General features: G+C 43.0%; 16 protein-coding genes. 4 read left to right on the plus strand and 12 right to left on the minus strand.

From position 1 onward, the window contains the following. Positions 1 to 115: 115 nt before the first annotated feature. The 11 genes from CA600_RS14705 to CA600_RS14755 form a co-directional block, all read right to left on the minus strand. Positions 116 to 2,095, minus strand: a complete 1,980-nt coding sequence (locus CA600_RS14705) for an ATP-dependent DNA helicase (protein ID WP_256989856.1) — start codon at positions 2,093 to 2,095, stop codon at positions 116 to 118. A gap of 206 nt (positions 2,096 to 2,301) precedes the next feature. Continuing rightward, complete coding sequence (locus CA600_RS14710) at positions 2,302 to 3,807, minus strand: alpha/beta hydrolase family protein (protein ID WP_094870925.1); 1,506 nt, start codon at positions 3,805 to 3,807, stop codon at positions 2,302 to 2,304. 429 nt (positions 3,808 to 4,236) lie between these two features. Continuing rightward, entirely contained in the window at positions 4,237 to 5,202 is a 966-nt protein-coding gene (locus CA600_RS14715; RefSeq protein ID WP_094870926.1) for a pectinesterase family protein, read from the minus strand. A gap of 27 nt (positions 5,203 to 5,229) precedes the next feature. Further along, a complete protein-coding gene (locus CA600_RS14720) occupies positions 5,230 to 6,120 on the minus strand; it encodes a dienelactone hydrolase family protein (protein ID WP_094870929.1) in 891 nt (296 codons plus the stop codon). A 10-nt stretch (positions 6,121 to 6,130) separates the two neighbouring features. After that, complete coding sequence (locus CA600_RS14725) at positions 6,131 to 7,492, minus strand: glycoside hydrolase family 28 protein (RefSeq protein ID WP_094870931.1); 1,362 nt, start codon at positions 7,490 to 7,492, stop codon at positions 6,131 to 6,133. Positions 7,493 to 7,514: 22 nt separating this feature from the next. Then, positions 7,515 to 8,636, minus strand: coding sequence for a glycoside hydrolase family 88/105 protein (locus tag CA600_RS14730; RefSeq protein ID WP_094870933.1), 1,122 nt, complete (start codon positions 8,634 to 8,636; stop codon positions 7,515 to 7,517). A 42-nt stretch (positions 8,637 to 8,678) separates the two neighbouring features. After that, positions 8,679 to 9,782 carry a glycoside hydrolase family 88/105 protein gene (locus tag CA600_RS14735; RefSeq protein WP_094870934.1) on the minus strand — a complete coding sequence of 368 codons (1,104 nt, stop codon included), beginning with the start codon at positions 9,780 to 9,782 and terminating at the stop codon, positions 8,679 to 8,681. Positions 9,783 to 9,823: 41 nt separating this feature from the next. Then, complete coding sequence (locus tag CA600_RS14740; protein ID WP_094870936.1) at positions 9,824 to 10,699, minus strand: carbohydrate ABC transporter permease; 876 nt, start codon at positions 10,697 to 10,699, stop codon at positions 9,824 to 9,826. A 21-nt stretch (positions 10,700 to 10,720) separates the two neighbouring features. Then, positions 10,721 to 11,680 carry an ABC transporter permease gene (locus tag CA600_RS14745; RefSeq protein WP_094870938.1) on the minus strand — a complete coding sequence of 320 codons (960 nt, stop codon included), beginning with the start codon at positions 11,678 to 11,680 and terminating at the stop codon, positions 10,721 to 10,723. A 100-nt stretch (positions 11,681 to 11,780) separates the two neighbouring features. Beyond that, positions 11,781 to 13,340, minus strand: coding sequence for an extracellular solute-binding protein (locus tag CA600_RS14750; RefSeq protein ID WP_094870939.1), 1,560 nt, complete (start codon positions 13,338 to 13,340; stop codon positions 11,781 to 11,783). 177 nt (positions 13,341 to 13,517) lie between these two features. Further along, positions 13,518 to 15,035: an extracellular solute-binding protein gene (locus tag CA600_RS14755; RefSeq protein WP_256989857.1), complete on the minus strand. Its 1,518-nt coding sequence runs from the start codon at positions 15,033 to 15,035 to the stop codon at positions 13,518 to 13,520. 179 nt (positions 15,036 to 15,214) lie between these two features. Between CA600_RS14755 and CA600_RS14760 the strand changes: the two genes are divergently transcribed. The 4 genes from CA600_RS14760 (at position 15,215) to CA600_RS14775 (ending at position 20,523) form a co-directional block, all read left to right on the plus strand. After that, complete coding sequence (locus CA600_RS14760) at positions 15,215 to 17,560, plus strand: helix-turn-helix domain-containing protein (RefSeq protein WP_094870941.1); 2,346 nt, start codon at positions 15,215 to 15,217, stop codon at positions 17,558 to 17,560. A 108-nt stretch (positions 17,561 to 17,668) separates the two neighbouring features. Beyond that, the gene (locus tag CA600_RS14765) at positions 17,669 to 18,412 is read left to right on the plus strand and encodes a rhamnogalacturonan acetylesterase (RefSeq protein ID WP_094870943.1); all 744 of its coding nucleotides are present in this window, start codon (positions 17,669 to 17,671) and stop codon (positions 18,410 to 18,412) included. Beyond that, the gene (locus CA600_RS14770; RefSeq protein WP_094870945.1) at positions 18,375 to 19,217 is read left to right on the plus strand and encodes a sugar phosphate isomerase/epimerase family protein; all 843 of its coding nucleotides are present in this window, start codon (positions 18,375 to 18,377) and stop codon (positions 19,215 to 19,217) included. Before CA600_RS14765 ends, CA600_RS14770 begins: the two co-directional genes overlap by 38 nt. A gap of 145 nt (positions 19,218 to 19,362) precedes the next feature. Beyond that, positions 19,363 to 20,523 (plus strand): glycosyltransferase family 4 protein, encoded by a 1,161-nt coding sequence (locus CA600_RS14775; RefSeq protein ID WP_094870947.1) that lies wholly within the window; start codon positions 19,363 to 19,365, stop codon positions 20,521 to 20,523. On the opposite strand, the gene CA600_RS14780 is transcribed toward CA600_RS14775, so the two are convergent. Beyond that, positions 20,495 to 20,959, minus strand: coding sequence for a DUF2269 family protein (locus CA600_RS14780; RefSeq protein WP_179281628.1), 465 nt, complete (start codon positions 20,957 to 20,959; stop codon positions 20,495 to 20,497). The two genes, CA600_RS14775 and CA600_RS14780, sit on opposite strands and share 29 nt — an antisense overlap. Between the last annotated feature and the right edge of the window lie 79 nt (positions 20,960 to 21,038).

Raw genomic sequence — 21,038 nt, forward strand, 5'->3', positions numbered from 1 at the left:
AGATTAGGAATCCTTATGCTTGAATTTACATAAAAAAAACTCCTTCGAGAAGCAGCATGCCGGAGCATCCACCTCACCAAAAGAGCGATTGTGTTCCTATATTAAATTTTAAAATTTATACTTCAAGCTTCTGAAGCTTAGTTCCCTTCGGGAGTACAGAAGTTATATACTCGTGAACGGGATGTTGTCCTTCAGCTTCCGCAAGTACCGTCACAATTCCTTGGTCCGTACCCGTTCTGATCAGACGTCCCATTCCTTGTTTAAGTCTTAGCAGCATGTAAGGTAAATCCACATCTTCAAAAGGATTGGAAGTCTCCGCACGTTTTGCCATAAATACAGGATCAAGCGGAGGATAAGGTAGCGACCAAATGATCACATTAGATAGTGAAGGTCCTGGAATATCTAATCCTTCCCACAGTGTCACCGCACAAAGAACACTATGCTCATCCCGTTGAAAAGCGGAGATCAGATAGCTGATCTCCTGATCCCCTTCATAGAGGAAAGAATACTTGCTGGATTCTGCACTCTGCGAGTTGAGCTGCTTGAACTGCAGAAGTTCTTCGCGAGTACGGAATAGTAACAGAGCCCTTCCTTCTGTCTGCTGGATAAGCTTCATAGAGATCTCCATTTTCTCAGCAAAATCACCGCTCCGAAGCTCTGGTACATAGATATTCATCTGGTGCTCATAATCATAAGGTGAGTCTACCGAGAAAGACAGGAAGTCGTGTATTCCAAGACTATCCTTCAAGTATTGGAATGATTTATCCACGGATAATGTAGCCGAAGAGAAAACGATCGGCATTTTTTGCGTGAACAAGCTATCTTGGAGTACTTCCTTAACATTACGGGGCATGACCGACAGTGTTAAGCCATCGCTATCTTCCGTCGCCCAGCAAATTAACGCACCTGAATCCTCAAACAATCTCAACGCGATTTCTATGGTCTCCAAACGTTCTTCGACTATTCGCAACTGATATTCATCAATCGTGTACAGTCCACTTTCGAATACTAATTCTTCTTCGATAGCAGCAATTACACTACGCATGCGATGCACCTCACGGATTAGCGACGCATTTAACGCAATGCTTTTTCGATCTGATCCAGGAATGGTGCGGCATTGACGACGAATATATTTAAACATCTGCTCACTTTGCATAATCGCTTCATCGATAAGTACCGCGAGCGTCTCACGAATCTCATTCTGTAGCAGACGAGAAATCAATTCTTCAAAGACGACATGCTTCATTTTATAGCCTAACGCCTTCATGGCGGCAGATTCTAACAAATGCCCTTCATCAAATACAACTGCACAATGCTCTGGAAGTAAAGGAATTTGCCCTTCTCGCTTACGCGCTTCATAAGTCCAGACATGCTCCATGTAATAATCGTGGGAACAAATGATCAGGTCGCTTGATTTCCGGTAATGATCACGGGACAACGTTTGTCCACAGCGATGACGCATATCACAAGTAAAACAATCCTGAAACGTATCCCAGTTAATCTTATTCCATTGTTCGTCGTTCAGATCTGGATAATCCCTACGGTCGCCATAGGCATGGAACTGCTGCATCGGTGCATGAGAATGTACAAAATCAGGTAAAGTACCATACAAACTCTCCAGCGGCAAGCTCCCATCATCATTGTTGCGAGCATGATCCAGCTTTTTCAGACACATATATTTATCTGGAGATTTCGCCAGCCTGGCATCGATATTCATATTCAGATGCTTCGCAAGCTTGGCAATATCACCCTCTGGCTTCACCAACTGCTCAATTAAGGACTCGTCCGCACAGGCGATAATCGCAGGTTTACCCATATACCGCGCATAGCAAATGCTATATAACAAATACACTAAAGTCTTACCCGTACCGACCCCTGCCTCAGCAAAAATCGTCTTCTTCTCAGCAAAAGCTCGCTCCACCTGAAACGCCATGTAAATCTGTTCATCACGAACTTCAAATCCTGCCTCAGGAAGAATTTCATAGAATACATCGCCGACCCATTCCCCTACTTGCTCCATAAAAGGTCTGGTCCGATCGTATTCAAAAGGATACTGTGTCGCCAACAAGCCTACCTCCAATATTTGATCAGGCATAGCTCGTATGCCATGAAAAATAGAATCAACGGAAAAACTCTATTATCTCATAACTTTGGAGGAATTACAAAGTAGTTCAATTGGAAACGTATTAAATGTCGAGTTTACTTAGACAAAATAAAAACTCCCCTTCAAGTAACGGTTATTTATCAAACCCCTGTCTACTTGAAGAGGTGCTTATCAAAATCAGCAGCCTGTTACGTAATTTATAATAGTGAGGTTACGAACTTCACCTCCGGAAAGCGGCTATTCGGTCCTTTCATTAAGATTCCGCCTTGATTTTTCAGATACAAATCGAAGAAATCAAGCATATAGGCATTGATAACGGAGTTTGCTCTTTCGGGAGCAATCTTTCCGGTAATGCCCAGTATTTTGAATATTGGAGAAATGAACTGTATGTCGGTAAAATTCAAATGCTCCGTATTTTCGATATAGAGGACCTGTCCCCCTTCGTCGACTGTTTGGCGCATCCGTTCAAGCTCCAACTTTTTATCTTCCGTTACTTTATCCTCCCACTCTCTTGTTGAGCCCATACGGTTAAGCTCTGAATCCGTGTAGACCCGGTTATCCATCACCATTTTTAATTTTTCAAATTCGCTTTCCGAGTTGATGAACAAAAACGGCTTACGCAGACCCTCTCTGTCACGCAAACGATAAAGCCCACCATCAAAGTCTATTCCAACCGCGATTCGCGGATCGTAAGAAGCGTCATAGGCCGTCGCTCCGCCGATGGAATGACCGAATACACCGACATTATCGAGATCTATTCTCCCTTTTAGATGACTTGGAATCTTCCCCGATTGGATGAGCTCCAATTGATCCAGTACAAACGCCACATCGTCGGTTAAAACTTTACCTAACTTGTCGCGATTACCTCTTTCCGCCTGGTAATCATGGTCAGGCGAGAATAAATCGTTGGTTGTGCTGGTCATGATTCGACCGTCCGGAAACTCGGTTGCAAATGTATTGTAGGTGTGGTCAATCACTGCCACGATATATCCGTGACTTGCGAGATATTCAGCTTGCGCCGTGTGGAGGAACCTGGAAGAGCCGAAGCCGGGATTCGCAAGGATCAGTGGGTATGAAGTTTGTGCAGAAGAGACTTCAGCCCCCGAATACGCATGACTGGATACGTACTTTAGGTGTTGTAAAGTAAACCCGGGAAGGCCATAGTTCGTAGCCATATAACGTAAAATCTGGGTATCTGGAATAAAGGGAGCGTACTTGCCTGTGCCATCTTGAGCCGGATACCATACCTGAACCATCAATTCTCTCTTGCCTGTCGCGGTTTTGCTAAATGTTTCCTCCCGGTTTTGGTCTATGAAATGAAAGATTTTCGTGCCTACCTGCAACTCGCCGGATGGCGCCGGAATGTCGAATACAGGAAACACATATAGGAAGCACCCCGTTGCAATTAGCCCAATCACGATAAAAAAGCGGCCCAACACCCTACGAATTCGCGAGGCAGTCCGAGCGACTTTCCGCTTTATGAAAACGTCTGTAAGCGAAAGCATAAGCATCAGGATCGTAAATCCGTATAAAAATACAAGCTGAACCCTGTATCCTTCGACAAGCAAATGTATCACTAAAAAAATGGAGCCTGCTCCGCTTGTCAGGAGCAAAGCAGGTCTTCGAATACGTTGATTTAAAATGAACTGGAGTGCCAAAAAACTAACACTTGAAAAGAATAACAGCATTTCAAAAAACCTCACGACCAACTCCCCCTTTAAATTAATCCTATCAATGAATTAGTATAGAGAAGCTGCTAGGTTGATGCCATTGATCTAGATGACAGTCACCTAACACTTTTGTAAGGTTTCGTGACGAGGGCATTAACATTTAAAGCAAGCAAGATATTTTTAGTATTAGGCAAAAGGGAGGGGACAATCATGCATTGGAAAAAGTATTTTATTCTATTGCTGCCAACGATATTAATTGGGCTATTTTTATTTTACATTCTTCCAGCAATCCAAAGACCTTATGTTTTAATAGTTCCTATGGTATTTTGGTTGATCTATTACTCTTGGACATATTTCAAAAGAAAACAAAAGAATAAACGATAAAGAGCTCATTCATTAAAAACGGCAGCCTAGGACTTTGGTTCACTCGTCCAAGACTGCCGCTCTTTATAGACTAGTCAATTACAGTATCTGCTTCCAAAAATCCGTCCCAGCAAAAACAAACTCTTTATCCAGCGCTTCTTCCCCTTCCTCAAAGCAATCCGCCCAGGGAACACGTTGCTTTCGCACATTAGCAGCATCATTCACGCCAAATTCCTGATAACTTACGGTTAGCTCATTAGCAACATTATTCCAGTTATCCCAGCCTAAAGAATGAATATGCGAGCCCATCTGACAACCCACAAATACAGTCTTAGCGTACTCACGCCAAGGACGTCCTAGAAACACTGGAGCAATATCAGGTTCGGCTGTTAAGAAGCAATTCTTGAAAATATAACCATGTGGTTGTCCCTCGGGTGTGGAGGCAGCTGTTATATACCCTGTATTGTTTTCATAATGACGTAAACTGCGGATTTCACATTGATCAAAATAAGCCGCTGCGCTACCAAAAATAAAATCAATCGTTCCTTCTATATAGCAATGCTGATACAACTGATGATACTGGGCATGATGTTCTCTCAGCGGAACACCTCCGAATGCCCCTCGCTCTCGAGGAGCAGGTGGCAAAGGCCCTGTGAACAACGTGTCTTGATGCCCTTTGAAGATACAATCTCTGAACACGGTTTGGTCGCAATGGGCATAAACGGCTATCGCCTGACCAATATGTTCTCCCTGCCCAGCACTGTTGGTAATCACCAGGTTCTCTAAGACCAGGTTGGTACCTCCCAGAAATAACGTTGGTGTAGCAAACGTATTGATTTCTTCACCCGCTTCATCACGCTCTTTGGCATAACGATTCATGGTTATTTCCACGAGGCCAATCCCTATGATCGTTAAATAAGAACGATAAATCCTAACTGTCTCATTATAGATGCCTGACAAAATATAAAGCGTATCTGCCTGGTCCGGTGGCTCGCGCTCTAGCAAATCTATCGCTTCTTGAATGTTGTGATAGTCGCAAAAGGATTCTTTGCCTACTACTAGCATCGTTGGTTCAGTTCCCTTCTATGGATTTTATAGATACTTCGCCAAAAATCGCTGCCATAAAGTCCGCATTTCCACAGTCTCCATATGCCCGCCACTTGAAATGACAGGTTGCCAATGTTCTGATTTCCCTGCCGTTTGATAAGCTTCGGACAGCCCCTTATCCAAGAGTTCTACTCCTTCAGCGGGACATAGGCGATCATTTCTGCCTACCAGGCTCATTCGCGGGCGGGGAACGATCCGCTTTTGAATATCGAGCGTTGTGAAATGCTTCAATAGCCCGGGCACATAAGAATAGTAACCATGGTGATCTAGTCCTCTTACAGCCATTAGGGTATGCGCATCTACTTGACCACAAATATCGACAATCACCCCGACTCGTTCGTCTAATGCAGCCAGCCACCAGGCCATCAAACCACCCATGGACATACCGATTGTTGCAACTCGTGATGTATCAATATCCTCACGTTGGCACATGTAATCTAACATACGAATATTGTCATATAACATCATGCCCCACATGACCTGCCCCTGCCACAGCATTTCCTTCACTAACTCACTCTCCGTTTTGCCACCACGCTCATTAAATCCCCACATGTCGATACAGCAAGCTGCATACCCCAACTCCGTTAGCGTTTTAGCAAAAGAGGGCTGTTGCAAATAAGAACTACTCCGAATAAACTCATTGCGTCCATTCGCGTAATTCCCTCCATGAGAATGATTAAAGACAACTAGTGGAAACGGCCCTTCCTTATCCAAAGGGACTGCTACGTAAGCAGGCACCTGTTCAATTCCATTAAGATCCAGTAAAAGGGATTCCAGGCTATATCCGTCCCGCTCCTCTTGGTTCATCACAGTTACCGAAATCGGCTTATCCGCCGGAAGATCGCCCAACAGTTCCTTCAGTTTATCAGGCTCCATGGCCCCCCCCTTACGGACACACCTTCTGTTCTGTGCGCGAAACTGTAACTTGTTCTACTAGTTTTTCTGGCTTGCTCGTGTTCTTCGAATGACAATTCATGATCTCTATGGCTTCGCCATTTTCAATATAAAAAGCAGGTCCTTCATGATTCTCGATGGTCACCTGATGAAATTGTACATCCCTGGCATTGCCCAGATAAAATCCGCGATTGTTCATGTTCTCGATCCCTGTCATCATATCCGGATGCCCGGGAACTGCATTGTGTGCCATCGAGATATCAATATTTGTAAAAGTAATCTCCGAAACATACTGCTCCGCAAGTCCATATAAGAATCCCGCAGATGCATGAACATTACGTGCGGTAATATTGGCGAAATGAATTCGTCTAAAGCATGGCGTTTCATCTGTAATCGGATAAGGATTTTTGTCCCATACATACTTCTCTTTCCCGCGAGGTCCACAGAAATAGTATAGATTTAGTGTGAACGGACAAATGACGTCTTCCATTACAATATTACTGATCCGAATATCTTCAATCGTCCCTCCGCGTCCACGTCTTGATTTCATACGTATGCCACGATCGGTTTGTTTAAAGACACAGTTACTGATGGTTACATTACGAATATCTCCGCTCATTTCACTTCCGAGTACAACTCCCCCATGCCCATGAACCATGGTACAATTGGTGATCGTGATATTCTCGCATGGAATGCGCTCTTTCGTATCTTCAGTTCCCGCTTTGATAGCAATGCAGTCATCACCCACATCAATATTGCAGTTACTAATCCGAACATTCGTACAAGATTCTGGATTAATACCATCTGTATTCGGAGAATCAGCCGGGTTATTAATGGACAGATTATCAAGCGTCACATTATAGCAGCCCACAGGATTAACGGTCCAGCTTGGAGAATTCACTAGCGAGACATCCTTAATCGTTACACGCTGACAGCTATCAAATCCAATCAAAGTCGGACGGGGGTACTTCAGCTCTTCAGGGCGGTTCCGAAATACATCCCACCATGCTTTGCCATTACCATTAATAGTTCCGCTTCCGGTAATCGATACATTGACTAAACCTTTTCCATGAATACAAGGCGTATGAACCTGCTGCTTCACTCCTTCCCATCTACATTCCACAGCTGGATAATTCACCGGATTCGTACTGAATGAAAGGATCGCTCCCGGATTTAAATTTAATTCAATATTGCTTTTCATAACAATCGCACCCGTATAGTAAGTACCTGCTGGCACATACACAGTTCCTCCACCAGCCTCACTTGCCGCTTCAATCGCAAGCGTAATTGCTTCTGTCGCTAACATCCCGCTATTCTTAAGCGCTCCAAAATCCTCAATATTATATACGGACATTTTATAGCCCTCCTATTCTATATCAGATCCAGCCTCTTAATTGCTCGTACTCCACACAAGCTTGCAAGAAAGCACCGACACCCTTTTGGTCGTTAGTGACAATAGGCTCGCTAATGTAATAAGCAAAAGTACCGTCGCGTTGATCTGCTCCACCTAACCCTGCTACTTGGCAATTCTTATTTAGATTGACCCAGCCTTCTTTGGTTTCGAGTACAAATTCGGCGATAAGTCCTTGGAAGGCGTAATCTAACGGTTCGTACCAACTAGCCTCTAATACGCCTAATCGAATACCTTTTGCCATAGCGTACACTATCATACTGGAGGCGGAAGCCTCTAGATAGTTCCCTTTGCGTTCTCCCAGATTCATCACTTGATACCAGACTCCGGACTCAGTATCCTGATATTTCTTCACAGCAGATAAAGTATCGTTTAGAATACGCATCAGCTCTGGATAATCGGAGTGCCCACTCGGCAATAATTCTAGAACATCTACTAGAGCCATAAGATACCAACCCAGTGATCGCGCCCAAAAGTTAGGGGAGCAGCCTGTTTCGGGGTCACACCAAGGCTGAATACGCTGTTCATCCCATGCATGGTATAGCAGGCCTGTTTCCCAATCCTTCGTATGCTTCTCACACAAGATAAACTGTTTCGTCACGTCTTCAAGCCCCTGCCCTTCTTCAAAAGCTTGCAAGTAGGCTAAATAGAAAGGCGCACCCATATAAAGACCATCTAACCAAATTTGATAGGGATAAATATTTTTATGCCAAAAAGCACCTTCCAAGGTTCGCGGATGTGTCTCTAGTTGCTTTCTAAATAATGCAGCCGCTTGTTTATATTTTTCTTGCTTGGTTTCTTTATATAGCGTAAATAATAATTTCCCGTTATTGATGTGATCGATATTGTACTCATCCAAATGATAGCCCTTAACGCTGCCATCCTCCTGAATAAAGTAATCCAGCTGACCTTGAATGAATTGCAGATACTTCGCATCCCCGGTTATCTTCCACAGCCATTCAAATCCATTCAATATGACACCATAGTCATAGGTCCAGCTTCCGTTGTAGCCTTTATCTTCATAGAGCTTTGGTGTCCTTGCCATGATAGAGTCAGCTGTACGGATTGCCCAATGTGATCTCTTCATCCCAACCCCCTGAATATCATTAAATTTAAGGATACACATGAATCACTCTTGGATTAAGCTCTCCATCTCAACACAAGCCATCACCAACGCGCCTACGCCATGTAAATCATTTTTAACTTTAGGCCGCGTGACGTAACTCTCGTAATCCCCGGCCGAAGTACCAATACAAATGTCTGGCAAGATTAATCTATCCTGCTCATCCCACTGAATGGTTCGGATTAACCCTTCATAACCTTTTCTAGCCGCGGCTGTAGCAACTTCCACATCGCTTACAACGCCATGCTTCACTGCTTTGGCAATTGTGTAGACGAATAAACATGAACCTGAGCTCTCCAGCCAATTATCCGGCTCATGCCCCTTATCTACGACCTGATACCAAAGCCCACTTACCGGATCTTGATAACGAATAAGGGCATCTACGAATTCTCGTAAAGTAGAAGATAATTCAGCTCGTGCTGGATCTTGGACGGCCAACAGATCAAGAAATTGTGATAAGGCGAGACCATACCAGCCCAGCGATCTGCTCCAGAATTCCGGTGAGCACCCTGTCTCCGGGTTTGACCATGGCATCCGGCGGCTCTCGTCCCAAGCATGATACAATAACCCGGTTGTCTCATCTTTCATATACTTACGCATTAACATCTCTTGATGGAGAACTGTATCACGCAAGCTAGGATCACCATAGACATTCGCATATTTTAACGAGAATACGCCTGCCATATAAAGCCCATCTAACCACATTTGGTTAGCATATTTATCCTTATGCCAATACCCACCTTCAGAGGTTTTGTTTAACGTAAGCAATAAATTCTTCAGCTTCTCGGCAGCAATGCGATACTTGAGTTTACCTGTCCGTTTATGAAGATTAAACAGCAGTTGTCCAGCTTGAACAGCATCCAGCTCATCGCGGGCGAAATAAAAGTTACCATATTCATCTACCAAATCATCCACGTATTCCTGAATATAGTTAATATAGCGATCTTCATGATAAGCCTTCCACATAAGCTCCATACCACACAGAAATACACCTTGATGGTAATGCCAACGATGTGCTGGAGGAAGCTCTCCCGCTCTGTAAGTGTCCATTAAAGAATCGCATGCCTTTTTTGCCCAATCCATTGGTGTTGTTGGTATCCTGCCAGTCATCTCCAAGCTCCTTCCAAAGAATAATCTCTCTTTTCCTCTTATTAGCCCTTCATAGAACCTAACATGGCACCTTTGGCAAAATGCTTCTGCAGGAACGGATACACCATGAGAATGGGCAGGGTAGCTACCACGATGACAGCCATCTTAATCGTTTGATCCGGTGGTGGAACGGTTGCATCAAGCGTAGCACTATGGTCCATACCACTTGCAAGGACAACGATTTGTCTGAGCAGCACTTGAATTGGCCATTTCGCACTATCATCCAGATACAGAATAGCGCTCATGTACGTATTCCAATACGTAACCGAATAGAACAATCCAATAGTCGCTAAGGCTGGCAGGGATAAGGGCAGGACAATCCGGAACAAAATGCCGAAGTCGTTGCAGCCATCGATTTTTGCGGATTCCTCCAAGCCCTCAGGGATATTTTGAAAAAAGTTCTTTAAGATAATCATGTTAAAAGCACTAATGGCTGAAGGTAGAATGAGTGCTGCATAAGAGTCGATAAGACCTAATTCCTTTACTACCAAGAACGTTGGAATCATTCCTCCATGAAATAGCATCGTGAATACGACCAGGAAGTTAACCACCTTACGTCCATCCAGATCTTTTCTAGCCAGCGCGTAAGCCATCAGAGAGGTAATAAACATACTGAAGATTGTTCCGATTACTGTGACCCCGATGGAAACTCCCATCGCTTTAAATAATGTGTTCGTAGAAAAAATGAACTTGTACGCTTCGAGACTCCATACTTTTGGAATTAGCACAAATTTATTCGCTGCAATCTCGGCACTAGTTGTGAAAGATCCTGCTACAACATGCACAAAAGGGAGCACCGTCACCAAAGCAATAATGGCTAACAGCGTAAAATTTATTGCTGCAAAAATTCTACCACCGATTGTTTTATCCTCTACCATTTCGATTCCTCCTACAACGTATCAATAAACGCCTTCTTCTCCCATTTTCTTGGAGATTTTATTCACCGTCATGACCATGATCAAACCAACAATAGATTTAAAGAATCCAATGGCTGTGCTGTAACTAAACTGTCCTTGTCTTAGCCCTGCGGTGTATACATACGTATCAATAATTTCCGCGACCTCTCGATTCATGGAGTTAAGCAGCAGATAGACATGTTCAAATCCAAGATCCAGAACGGAACCGATTTTCAAAATAAACAAGGTGATAATTACGCCTCGAATCGCTGGAAGTGTAATATGCCAGACTTGTCTGAGCCGGCCAGCTCCATCCATACGTGCTGCTTCATAGAGTCCTGGATCAATTGCAGCAATAGCAGCCAAATAAATAATCGTTCCCCAGCCCGCTTCTCTCCAAATGACCTGAATAATGTACATCGGTCTGAACCAGCTTGGGTTAAGCAGGAAGTTGATTTTTTCAAAGCCAAAATAAGCCAGCAGTTCGTTGACAATGCCTCCGTCCATCGTAACCATAACGAAGGAGATGGAGACGACGATAACCCACGACATAAAATGGGGTAAATAGAATAGGGTCTGAAACGTTCTCTTGAAAAATGTACCTCGAAGCTCATTCAGCATCAGGGCTAATATAATCGGTATTGGAAAATAAATAAGAATATTCAATCCAAACAGGATCAGTGTGTTCACTAAAATATTTAAGAAGTCCGGTTCTGTGAACAACCTGCTAAAATGCTTCATCCCTACCCAATTGCTGCCCGTGATTCCTTGGTAGGGCTTGTAATCTTGAAAGGCGATAATTAATCCATACATAGGTAAATATTTAAAGATAATAAAGTACAGTACACCCGGCGTTAGCATGACATAGAGCCATTTATTTCTCCACAGCCGCTTTTTTAGTTCACTGTTACTCTTATATATACGCTTTGGTTGTGGGGCTGGCTGTGCGGTGAGTTCCTGCATGGTTCTCTTCCTTTCTCCTTCTTTATTCAAACTTTTTATTTCACCATGTGTTTAAAAAAAGGTTGTTGAAACAGGATCAACAACCTTTTTCTGCGAGAATCTATTTCTTGTACAATGCGTTATACTCTTCAATGATTTTAGCTCCGCCACGGCTCTTCCAATTCTCCACTTCTTTCTCAAATCCAGCCTTATCGATCTGTCCATAGATATACTTGTAGGTCGCATCGGTAATGATTTGTTGGAGTTCAACACCTTTTTCTGTATAAGTAGGAGAGTCCATCGCAGCAGTTGGGTCAGGTACACCCACTTTCACATTCTCAAGAACTAATTCTTCGGCGTGGATTCGACCTGGCAGCACGTTATAGCTTTGGTACATGCCATTCGTTTCATATTCTCCAATAACACTATCCTTAAAGCCCTTTACCTCACGCTCAATCAGCTCTTTATCATCGCCAGGCTTCGCTTTACCGTCTTCAACGGTATAATGAACGCCTTCAATGCCCCAATACATCAAGTTTGCAACTTCAGGGGTCATCATCTGATCAAAGAAAGCAAGAATCTTCTTCAGCTCTGCTTCATCTTTTACAGCAGATTTAGGGAACAAGACGACGTTGTTATACCCAGGAATCATCCATTGCGCAAACTTTCCATCCGGTCCTGCAACCATACTATGTGTGTCCAGAACTGCATCCGGGAAATTCTTGATAGTATCTTTATTCAGAGAATCGATATCCTGCATGGAGCCCCCGATATAAAGGCCGCCTTTACCACTGGTGAACATATTCACCGCATCTGTTTTACTTGTAGCCGCGAAATCTTGGTTCATGTAGCCGCTATCACGTACTTTTTTGAAAAAATCCATCGTATCGATATACTGCGGGAACGTAAAGTCAGGTGCTAATTTGCCATCCACTTCGCCCCATGTGTTCGGTGTACCAAACCAGGAGGATACTGTTTTGAAAGCACCGTAGGTTAATTCATTCCGGTCAATAATACCAGTGGTGTCCTTCTTGCCATTACCATCTGGATCTTGTTCTGTGAATGCTTTAGCCATAGCCAGTAATTCATCTACATTAGCCGGTGCTTTAAGTCCCAGCTTATCTGCCCAGTCCTTACGGTAAATGATCCCTTGGCGTGCTAGTGGGCGGCCGATATACAAGGTGTACAGCTTGCCATCCACTTTCGTGTTATTCAGAATTTCCGGTTTCAATTTACTCAAATTAGGGAACTCGCTTAAAAGAGGACCTATTTCCCAGAACTGACCGTCTTTAATCGCGTCTTTCATTTGAATAAAGGTGGTTTGATTCTTCAAATAGGTTACTTGTGGCAGTGAACCCGTAGCAAAGGATGAATTCAGCTTTTCTTCATACGTATCTGCCGGATAGAATTGATAAGTTAACTTGGTATTAGTCAATTTTTCAAGCTCAATTTTTATTCTGTCGGGTGGTGTTTCTGTAGTATTTAATGGAAGCATAATCTTAATTTCTGCCGGTCCTGCTTTCACTTCTTCTTTAGGTACTTCTGTCTCAACCGGCTTAGCAGTGCTCTCACCACTTGCAGTTTCAGAACTTGCTTGATTGTTGTTACCACCACATCCAGCTAACAATGTGCTGAACGCTAACAGTGCTGTCAACAACATGGTGAAGGATTTCTTCTTCATACCATTTTGACCTCCATAATTTGTATTGGTTACGAGTTACACGTTACATCGCCCGCAAGGTTACGAAAACAATCATTTCCCCATAAAGCCCTGTTCTTAAAGGGATCTGAGCAAATGATTATGGTGATAACACAAAAAAATCCACCGCGTCATCCGCAGTGGATCAAACTAACCCATTTATTTTTCTATCCCAAGCTCAGCCTCACCATATTCCTTAATAATCAGATCTCCTCCGCTAGCTCTCCACTTCTCAACTTCCTTCTGAAATCCCTCAGCGGTTATATTGCCTAATATGTAATTGTACGTAGCATCTACAATAATGGTAGACAATTCTACATTCTTCTCATCATAGGTAGATGAACTTAGAGAAACAGTCGGATCGTCGACCAAAAAAGATTCATTATCTTTACTTAGCTGATCCGCAAGTGAGGTCAATTGCTCCTTCTGAGCCACCTCCATAATGTTCTTATTACTAATGTCTGCAATCATCAAAGAATATAACGGATTCACTTCCTTCACCCGCAGCTCTGAGGTCTCCTCGGGAAGAATGATTTTTCCCTCCTCAAGCTTATAATGGCGTCCTTCAAACCCATACATCATTATATTCGCTACATCTTTATCCATGGTTTGATCAAAGAATTCGAGTACCTGGCGGAGTTCATCCTCCGTCGCAATGGCTTTTTTGGAAAAGAGATAGAGTCCGTTATAATTGGGAATCGACCACACTTTATATCCTTCAGGCCCTTTGATCCGATTGATTAACGTAAGTTCTGCTTTCGGATTCAAATTCTGAGCTTCAATAGAAAGCCGCTGAACATCTGTCATACTGCCAATAAATACGCCAGCAATGCCATTTATGAACTTATCACGTTGCACTTCTTTGCTCGTTAGGGCAAAATCCTGATTTATGATTTTCTCATCATATAATTTCTTCATGAAATTCATGGTGTTCTTATACTGAGCGGTCACAAATTCAGGAACGAATTGATGGTTCTTTAGTTTCCAATTATTCGGTGTACCAAAATACGAACTTAACGTCTTGAATACCCCATACACAAGATCATTTCGATCGACTAGTCCAAGGGTATCCTGTTTGCCATTCTGATCTGGATCGTTGTATGTAAATTGCCTCATGACCTCATACAGTTCATCCAGTGTTTGTGGATTATTTAAATGGAGATTGTCGAGCCAATCCTTACGAATAATGACTCCCTGTCTGGAAGAGGGGCGTTCCGTATATAGGCCATAGATCTTACTATCTACAGAAGTCTGCTTAAGAATGGCGGGGTTCAGTTGTTTAAGATTGGAGAACTCCTGAAGATAAGGTCCAATCTCCCAAAAGGCATCCGAACGAATAGCATTTTTCACCAGATTATAGTCTGAAAATTTTACAAATGTGACCTTTCCGAGGGAATTAGTCGTCAAAGCAGTGTTCATCTTATCCGTGTAGACCCCCTCTGGAACCCATCTTATATCGAGCTTCACGCCTGTCAATTTTTCAATCTCCGCCATAATCTCTTTCGAAGGCTGTTGTGGAAAATGAAGGGGTGCCAAAATTGAGATACTCGGCCGAGCCACATCTTGACCGGATCCGGTAAACTCTTTATCGTTGCAAGCGCTTAAAAAAGTAAAGACGAGCATGGTAAATAAGCAGAAATACAGCGTTGCCCTTTTACCCATAGATACTTTAGACATTTCTGTGGCCTCCTAGGTATTGTAAGGATTATCACTCTATATCTTGAAAATTTTACAATTTATAAGCATAATTAGAGCTAATGATTATCACAGAACAAGATGATTATTGTTATTTCCTAACATGTTACATACACTTAGATCAAGTGTCTACTTCTTCATAAGTAAAGGTGCTGAGTCCAGTGAGACCATTAAGCTTTCTAAGTAAGCTAACGATGTTTGCCTTTGTAATTAGCACACTGCCTGTGTTGTTCATCGGTTCTTTTTCATACTTCACATCATCAAAAGAAATTCAAAAAAACGTTAACAACAGCAAAATGGAACTAATCTTACAAATCACCTCAAATGTAGAACATAAGTTAACAACTGTCAATCAAACATTAAACCAAGTGATCAACTCTAGTGTATTAAAAAAAGCACTAAACAACCCTTTAAATGAAACCGATTTCATTTTATACAATGATTTAAGAAACGAAATTCGCAATATGCAGTCCTTCGATACGAAGCTGGAAGATGTCATCTTATTAAATCAGCAGCAAAATTGGATGATCAAAAATTCTGGTGTTTATCGCTTAAATGAGTACAAGGACCATGCGCAGCTCACAAACTTAATGAATATTGCCGAAGATACCTCTTGGATCCTGAACCCGTCCTCCATATTTTACAGTGAGGAAAGCATTAACGTCACAGGCTGTAACTACAGCATTAGTCTCATCAAGAAACTCCCAACCAATAAGCTGCAAAAATATGGGCTCGCCTTAGCTAATATTCCTGTCTGCAGTCTTCAGGATTTCATTAACTCGGATGTACAGCTCCTCGACGATATTATCGTTCTGGATAAGACAGGTCGATTCCTGCTCCATCCGGACCGCAACTTGATCGGAAAACCAATGAAAGAAGGCGGATTCACTGAAGATTCTTTCATTTCTAATCCATCTAAACTTTCAGGTCAGTTTAAGACCATGATCCACAAGAAGGATTACTCTGTCACTTACATGCGCTCTCAGATGAATGGCTGGGTCTATCTTTCGGTCACATCCATGGAAAGTTTAACGAAAGAATCCAAAAAAATTAGCCTGTTTACGATATTCGTGTGTACCTTTATGCTTCTATTGTCTATTCTTTTGGCATGGATCGGATCAAGACGGATGTACACCCCCATTGAAAGACTGCTCAATCAAATGGGCCAACGCAAACCCGACATCAAATCCAGACATACGAATGAGTTTCAGTTTATCGGAGAACAAGTTCATTCTTTATTCCAATCCAAATCACAGCTGGAAAAAGAAGTCCGTCAGCATATCCAACAGGTTCGAACCTTCTTCCTAATCAATGCTTTCCATGGCAACGTCAAGAAGCGCGATCTGCACGAAGAGCTGGAACAATTCGGCTATCATAAGCAGCTTGAAGAATGGAAGACGATGGCTGTGATTACGTTGTCGATCGATTTTGCCGATGATTCCAGCTATGAGAAAAAAGATCTTAATCTCTTATTATTCGCTGCCCACAATATAATTGAAGAGTTAGTCTGCCCTGAACAACGACTGGCTCCTGTAATTATGGATCATGCAGTTGTCGTCTTATTAGGGAGTCCAGACAGTGATACCGAGTCTTTTCACAAGACATTATATTCGTTAACTGAGAAGCTGCAGCAGGAGATAAACAACTACCTAAAGCTTCAGGTGAGCATCGGTCTAAGCCTTCCCTTCAACACCTTTGACAAATTATCCACGGCTTACAGAGAGGGACTCGAAGCACTGAAGCACCGGATCAAACTTGGTAAAGGTGTCATTATCCAGTATGAAAATATTAACTCTGGCAAGCACTATCTGAATTTGAACTACCCTACTCATAAAGAAAATGACTTACTGGACGCTATCAAATTAGCTGAAACAGATAAAGCAAAGGAACTCATTCATTTGCTCTTCAAATCTATCTTTGCTCATGAGCTTTCACCACAGGAATACCAGATTCCGTTGACGCGCTTACTAAATAATTTACTCATTATGATGCAGGAATCCGGTATTAGCTTAACTCAGATTTATCATGCCAATGGTTCCATATTTGAGGAGCTGCATGACCTTCATACTGTAACGGAAATTGAAGATTGGTTCTGGAGCATGGTCATTTATCCGATGATCAAGATTTTTAACAGCAGACAAAATGCTCAATATCACAACATCTCCGAGAAGATCATTGATTTGATACAACATGATTACGATACAGATCTTACTTTAGAAGAATGTGCTTCACGTCTGCATTATAATGCCAACTATATCAGCAGTGTCTTCCGCAAGGAGACCCAGTACTATTTCAGTGAATATTTAACGATGTACCGATTTAAAATGGCGAAAAAATGGCTGAAGGAAACTGATATGCCCATTAAAGATATTGCAGCCAAATTAAGATATAACAACTCTCAGAACTTCATTCGCTCTTTCCGAAAGCAGGAAGGCATGACACCCGGACAATACCGGGATCACAACGCTGGCACAAAACTTAAATCCACCTTCGACGAATCAATGTAAAAAGAGATGAATATGGTTCAGGTGGAATCAAAAAAAAGAGTCTCTCTTTTTTTCTCAAAATATGTTAACGTGTGCATATAACCTTTTAAGGAGGCACGGAGTATACTTATGACACCCACATTATTTATCGCAGGGGATTCCACTGCGGCTATCAAAGGTGCTGGAGAGAAACCTATGACTGGCTGGGGAGAATACCTGCAAGGCTATTTTGGGACTTCTGTTCGAATCGATAATCGCGCCATCAATGGCCGCAGTACCAAATCTTTTATAACTGATGGTCGCCTGGATGCCATCCTTAAAGACTTCAAAGCCGGTGACTACCTCTTCATTCAATTTGGACACAACGATGAGAAAAAAGAAGATCCTTTGCGTTACACTGATCCCGACACTGAATATCGCCGCAACCTAATTCAATATATTGAAGCTGCTCGGCAATTAGGTGGGACTCCGGTTCTACTAACCTCTGTAAGTCGCCGCCGCTTCAACTCCGATGGAGAGCTTGACCCGCTTGCTGTAGGCGCTTATCCCGAGGCTATGAAGCAGGTAGCTGAAGAAACGCATACACCGCTGCTTGATATTTTCGCAGCTTCGCAAGTGCTCTATCATTCATTAGGCGAAGAAGAATCCAAGAAATTATTCATGCATTTGCCTGAAAAAGCACATCCGAATTACCCAAATGGAGTTATGGATGATACTCATTTCTCTGATCAAGGTGCTCAGCACATCGCCAGACTTGTGGTTCAGGCTATTGAACAATCTCCTGCCTTACCATTAACAGACTTACAACAACTAATAAAAGGAGTGATCACATCACATGGGCATTCCCCTGCATCTGGGTGTTCGAGCACATGATTTCACACAAGTTCCATTGAAGGATTTAATTGAAAAGATTCAGTTTTATAATTTCGCTCATATTCAGTTTGCACTTAAAAAGTCTTTTCCTGACAGTACTCCGAGTCTGACTGCTATAAGCCCTGGAACAGCTAGTTATTACGGAAATGCCTTTAGACAGGCTGGTATTCAGATGGCGGTGCTTGGCTGTTACGTTAATATTATAGACACTGATCCATTCAAACGGGCACAAGCGTTAGCCGAATTCAATACGCATCTTCGCTTGGCCAGAGATTTCGGCGCTAGCCTGGTAGGAACAGAGACCGGAAGTGTAGGCCGGGGCTATACCACAGCTAATTTTACAGAAGAGGCTTTTCAGGAGGTCGTTACTTCGGTAAAGGTAATGGTTGCAGAGGCCGAACGTTTTGGTGTGACGGTAGGTATTGAAGCAGGACTTCATCATCCGCTTTATTCCGCTTCCTTAACTCGCCGACTGCTGGATGAGATTCCTTCTAATAATCTTCAGGTCATATTGGATTGCGCAAATCTAATGTCACCTACAAATTACTTACATCAGGAAGCTATTATTATGGAGGCTTTGAAGCTCTTAGGAAATCGAATAGCCATCATTCATTTAAAAGATTTTATCGTGCAAGATGGAGCCATCAAAATTGTTCCTGTAGGTCAGGGCTGGCTTGAGTTTGAGCCGATTCTTCGTTATATGAAGTACGAGCGTCCGCATATTCAGGGCATTTTAGAGAGCACTCCTGAATCGCATCTAAGAGAAAGCATCGCTTTTTTACAGCGGATATATGAAGACGTGTAAATATAAGATCTCATACAAAAAAAATCCACGGTACACCTCATTACCTTGTACAGTGGATTTTTATATTCTGTTTAACATCCGTTTGACCTCCATGAAATAATAGGCTGTTATGATCAAGACATCAAGAGTACCTGGGAGGGGTTCTATGCGTCTTGCTTTATTTACAGACACATTTCTTCCGCAAACGAATGGTGTCTCACTTACGCTTCAGCGCTTAACCACTCATTTGAACCGGCGGGGTATCGAGCATCTGCTATTTTCGCCGAAATCTGCTCCTGAAGACAGTTATGCCGATCCCATACGTCCCATTACCAGTATCCCCTTTTTCTTATACCCAGAATGTAGACTCGCGCTGCCGAATATGTCCTCCATCCAGTCAGAGCTAAAAGCTTTTCGACCCGATCTGCTGCATTTGGCTACTCCGTTCAATATCGGTCTATGCGGCCTTCGCTATGCGAGAAAGCTTGGCCTGCCTCATGTCGCCTCCTACCATACCCATTTTGACCGCTATCTTGAATATTATCGGATGAAAAAAATTGTTCCTCTTTATTGGAAGTACATGAAGTGGTTTCATCGGTCCTGCGATGCTACCTTCGCGCCCTCCAACGAGACACTTGATTCCCTCCAAGCTCAAGGTTTTCAACGTTTGAAGCTTTGGTCTAGAGGCATCGACTGCAATCTCTACACTCCGAAAAAACGCAGCCATCAGGTCCGTGATCGTTACGGAATTACCGCGCCGATATTACTTCTGTATGTGGGAAGGATTGCTCCTGAAAAAGATATCAACACCCTTGCTCTCGCCATGCAGCAATTCCCCGAGTCTATGCAAGCTCAGGTGCATTGGTTAGTTGTTGGAGACGGTCCCTTATTATCAGAAATGCGGGCACAGGCGCCGCAAAATGTCACGTTTACGGGCTACAAACACGGTGAAGAGCTTGCCCAATTGTATGCCTCAGCTGATCTATTCGTCTTCCCTTCCAGTACGGAAACCTTCGGTAATGTTGTCCTTGAAGCCATGGCCTCTGGACTGCCTGTCCTCGCCGTAAATGAAGGCGGGGTGAAGGATCTGGTTACACCCGGCCGCACCGGAATCATCGCCCCACCTCGTTCCCCTGTTGCTTTTATTCGTGAGATTTGTGCCTGTATAGAGCAACCCCAAAAGCTGGCTGCTATGGGTTATGAGGGGCGACAGCTGGCGCTCGGCCGCTCTTGGGAGAGCATTTTTGATGGACTCATTCGCGATTATGAAGAGATCATTGAGAATAGGCGCTTCGATCTTATACCGGCTTTACTACCATTAATATAATAATGACGATAGTGAGCACATGTACAGCTGCTTCTAACGGAGCGATCTTGTTCATTGCGGCGTTGTAGCCTACAGGGATTTCGTCGCCTTCACTCGCCATCACGAGCTGGGTCAGCTTTTTCAATCGAGGCTCAACAAATCCAATAATAATGACTTCTATCACGATAAAAAATAATAACGAAAGATTGATCCACAACACCGACAAGCCCATTTTATCAATGATCATTAACAAAATGCCTGTAACGATCAGGGTAATCCCACCCGTTTTAGGGAATCTGTTTATTGTCTTCATCATGCCAAATACAAAACGAAGCTGGCTGCCTGTCTTGGCAGAGCTTGTCAGTATTGGCAGCACAAAAGCTGGTCCAATTCCCACAATGGCCGCTATAACATGTATGACTACCACAATCTTAGAGATAATCTCCATCAATTCCATGATTACAATCCTCCCTATCATTCGTTGTTTAGATTCATATGACGATGATAGTGAAAATAGTCTTGCAGAATCCTTTAAT

This window comes from Paenibacillus sp. VTT E-133280, from assembly GCF_002264385.1.
Classification (GTDB): Bacteria; Bacillota; Bacilli; order Paenibacillales; family Paenibacillaceae; genus Paenibacillus_AQ; species Paenibacillus_AQ nitricinens.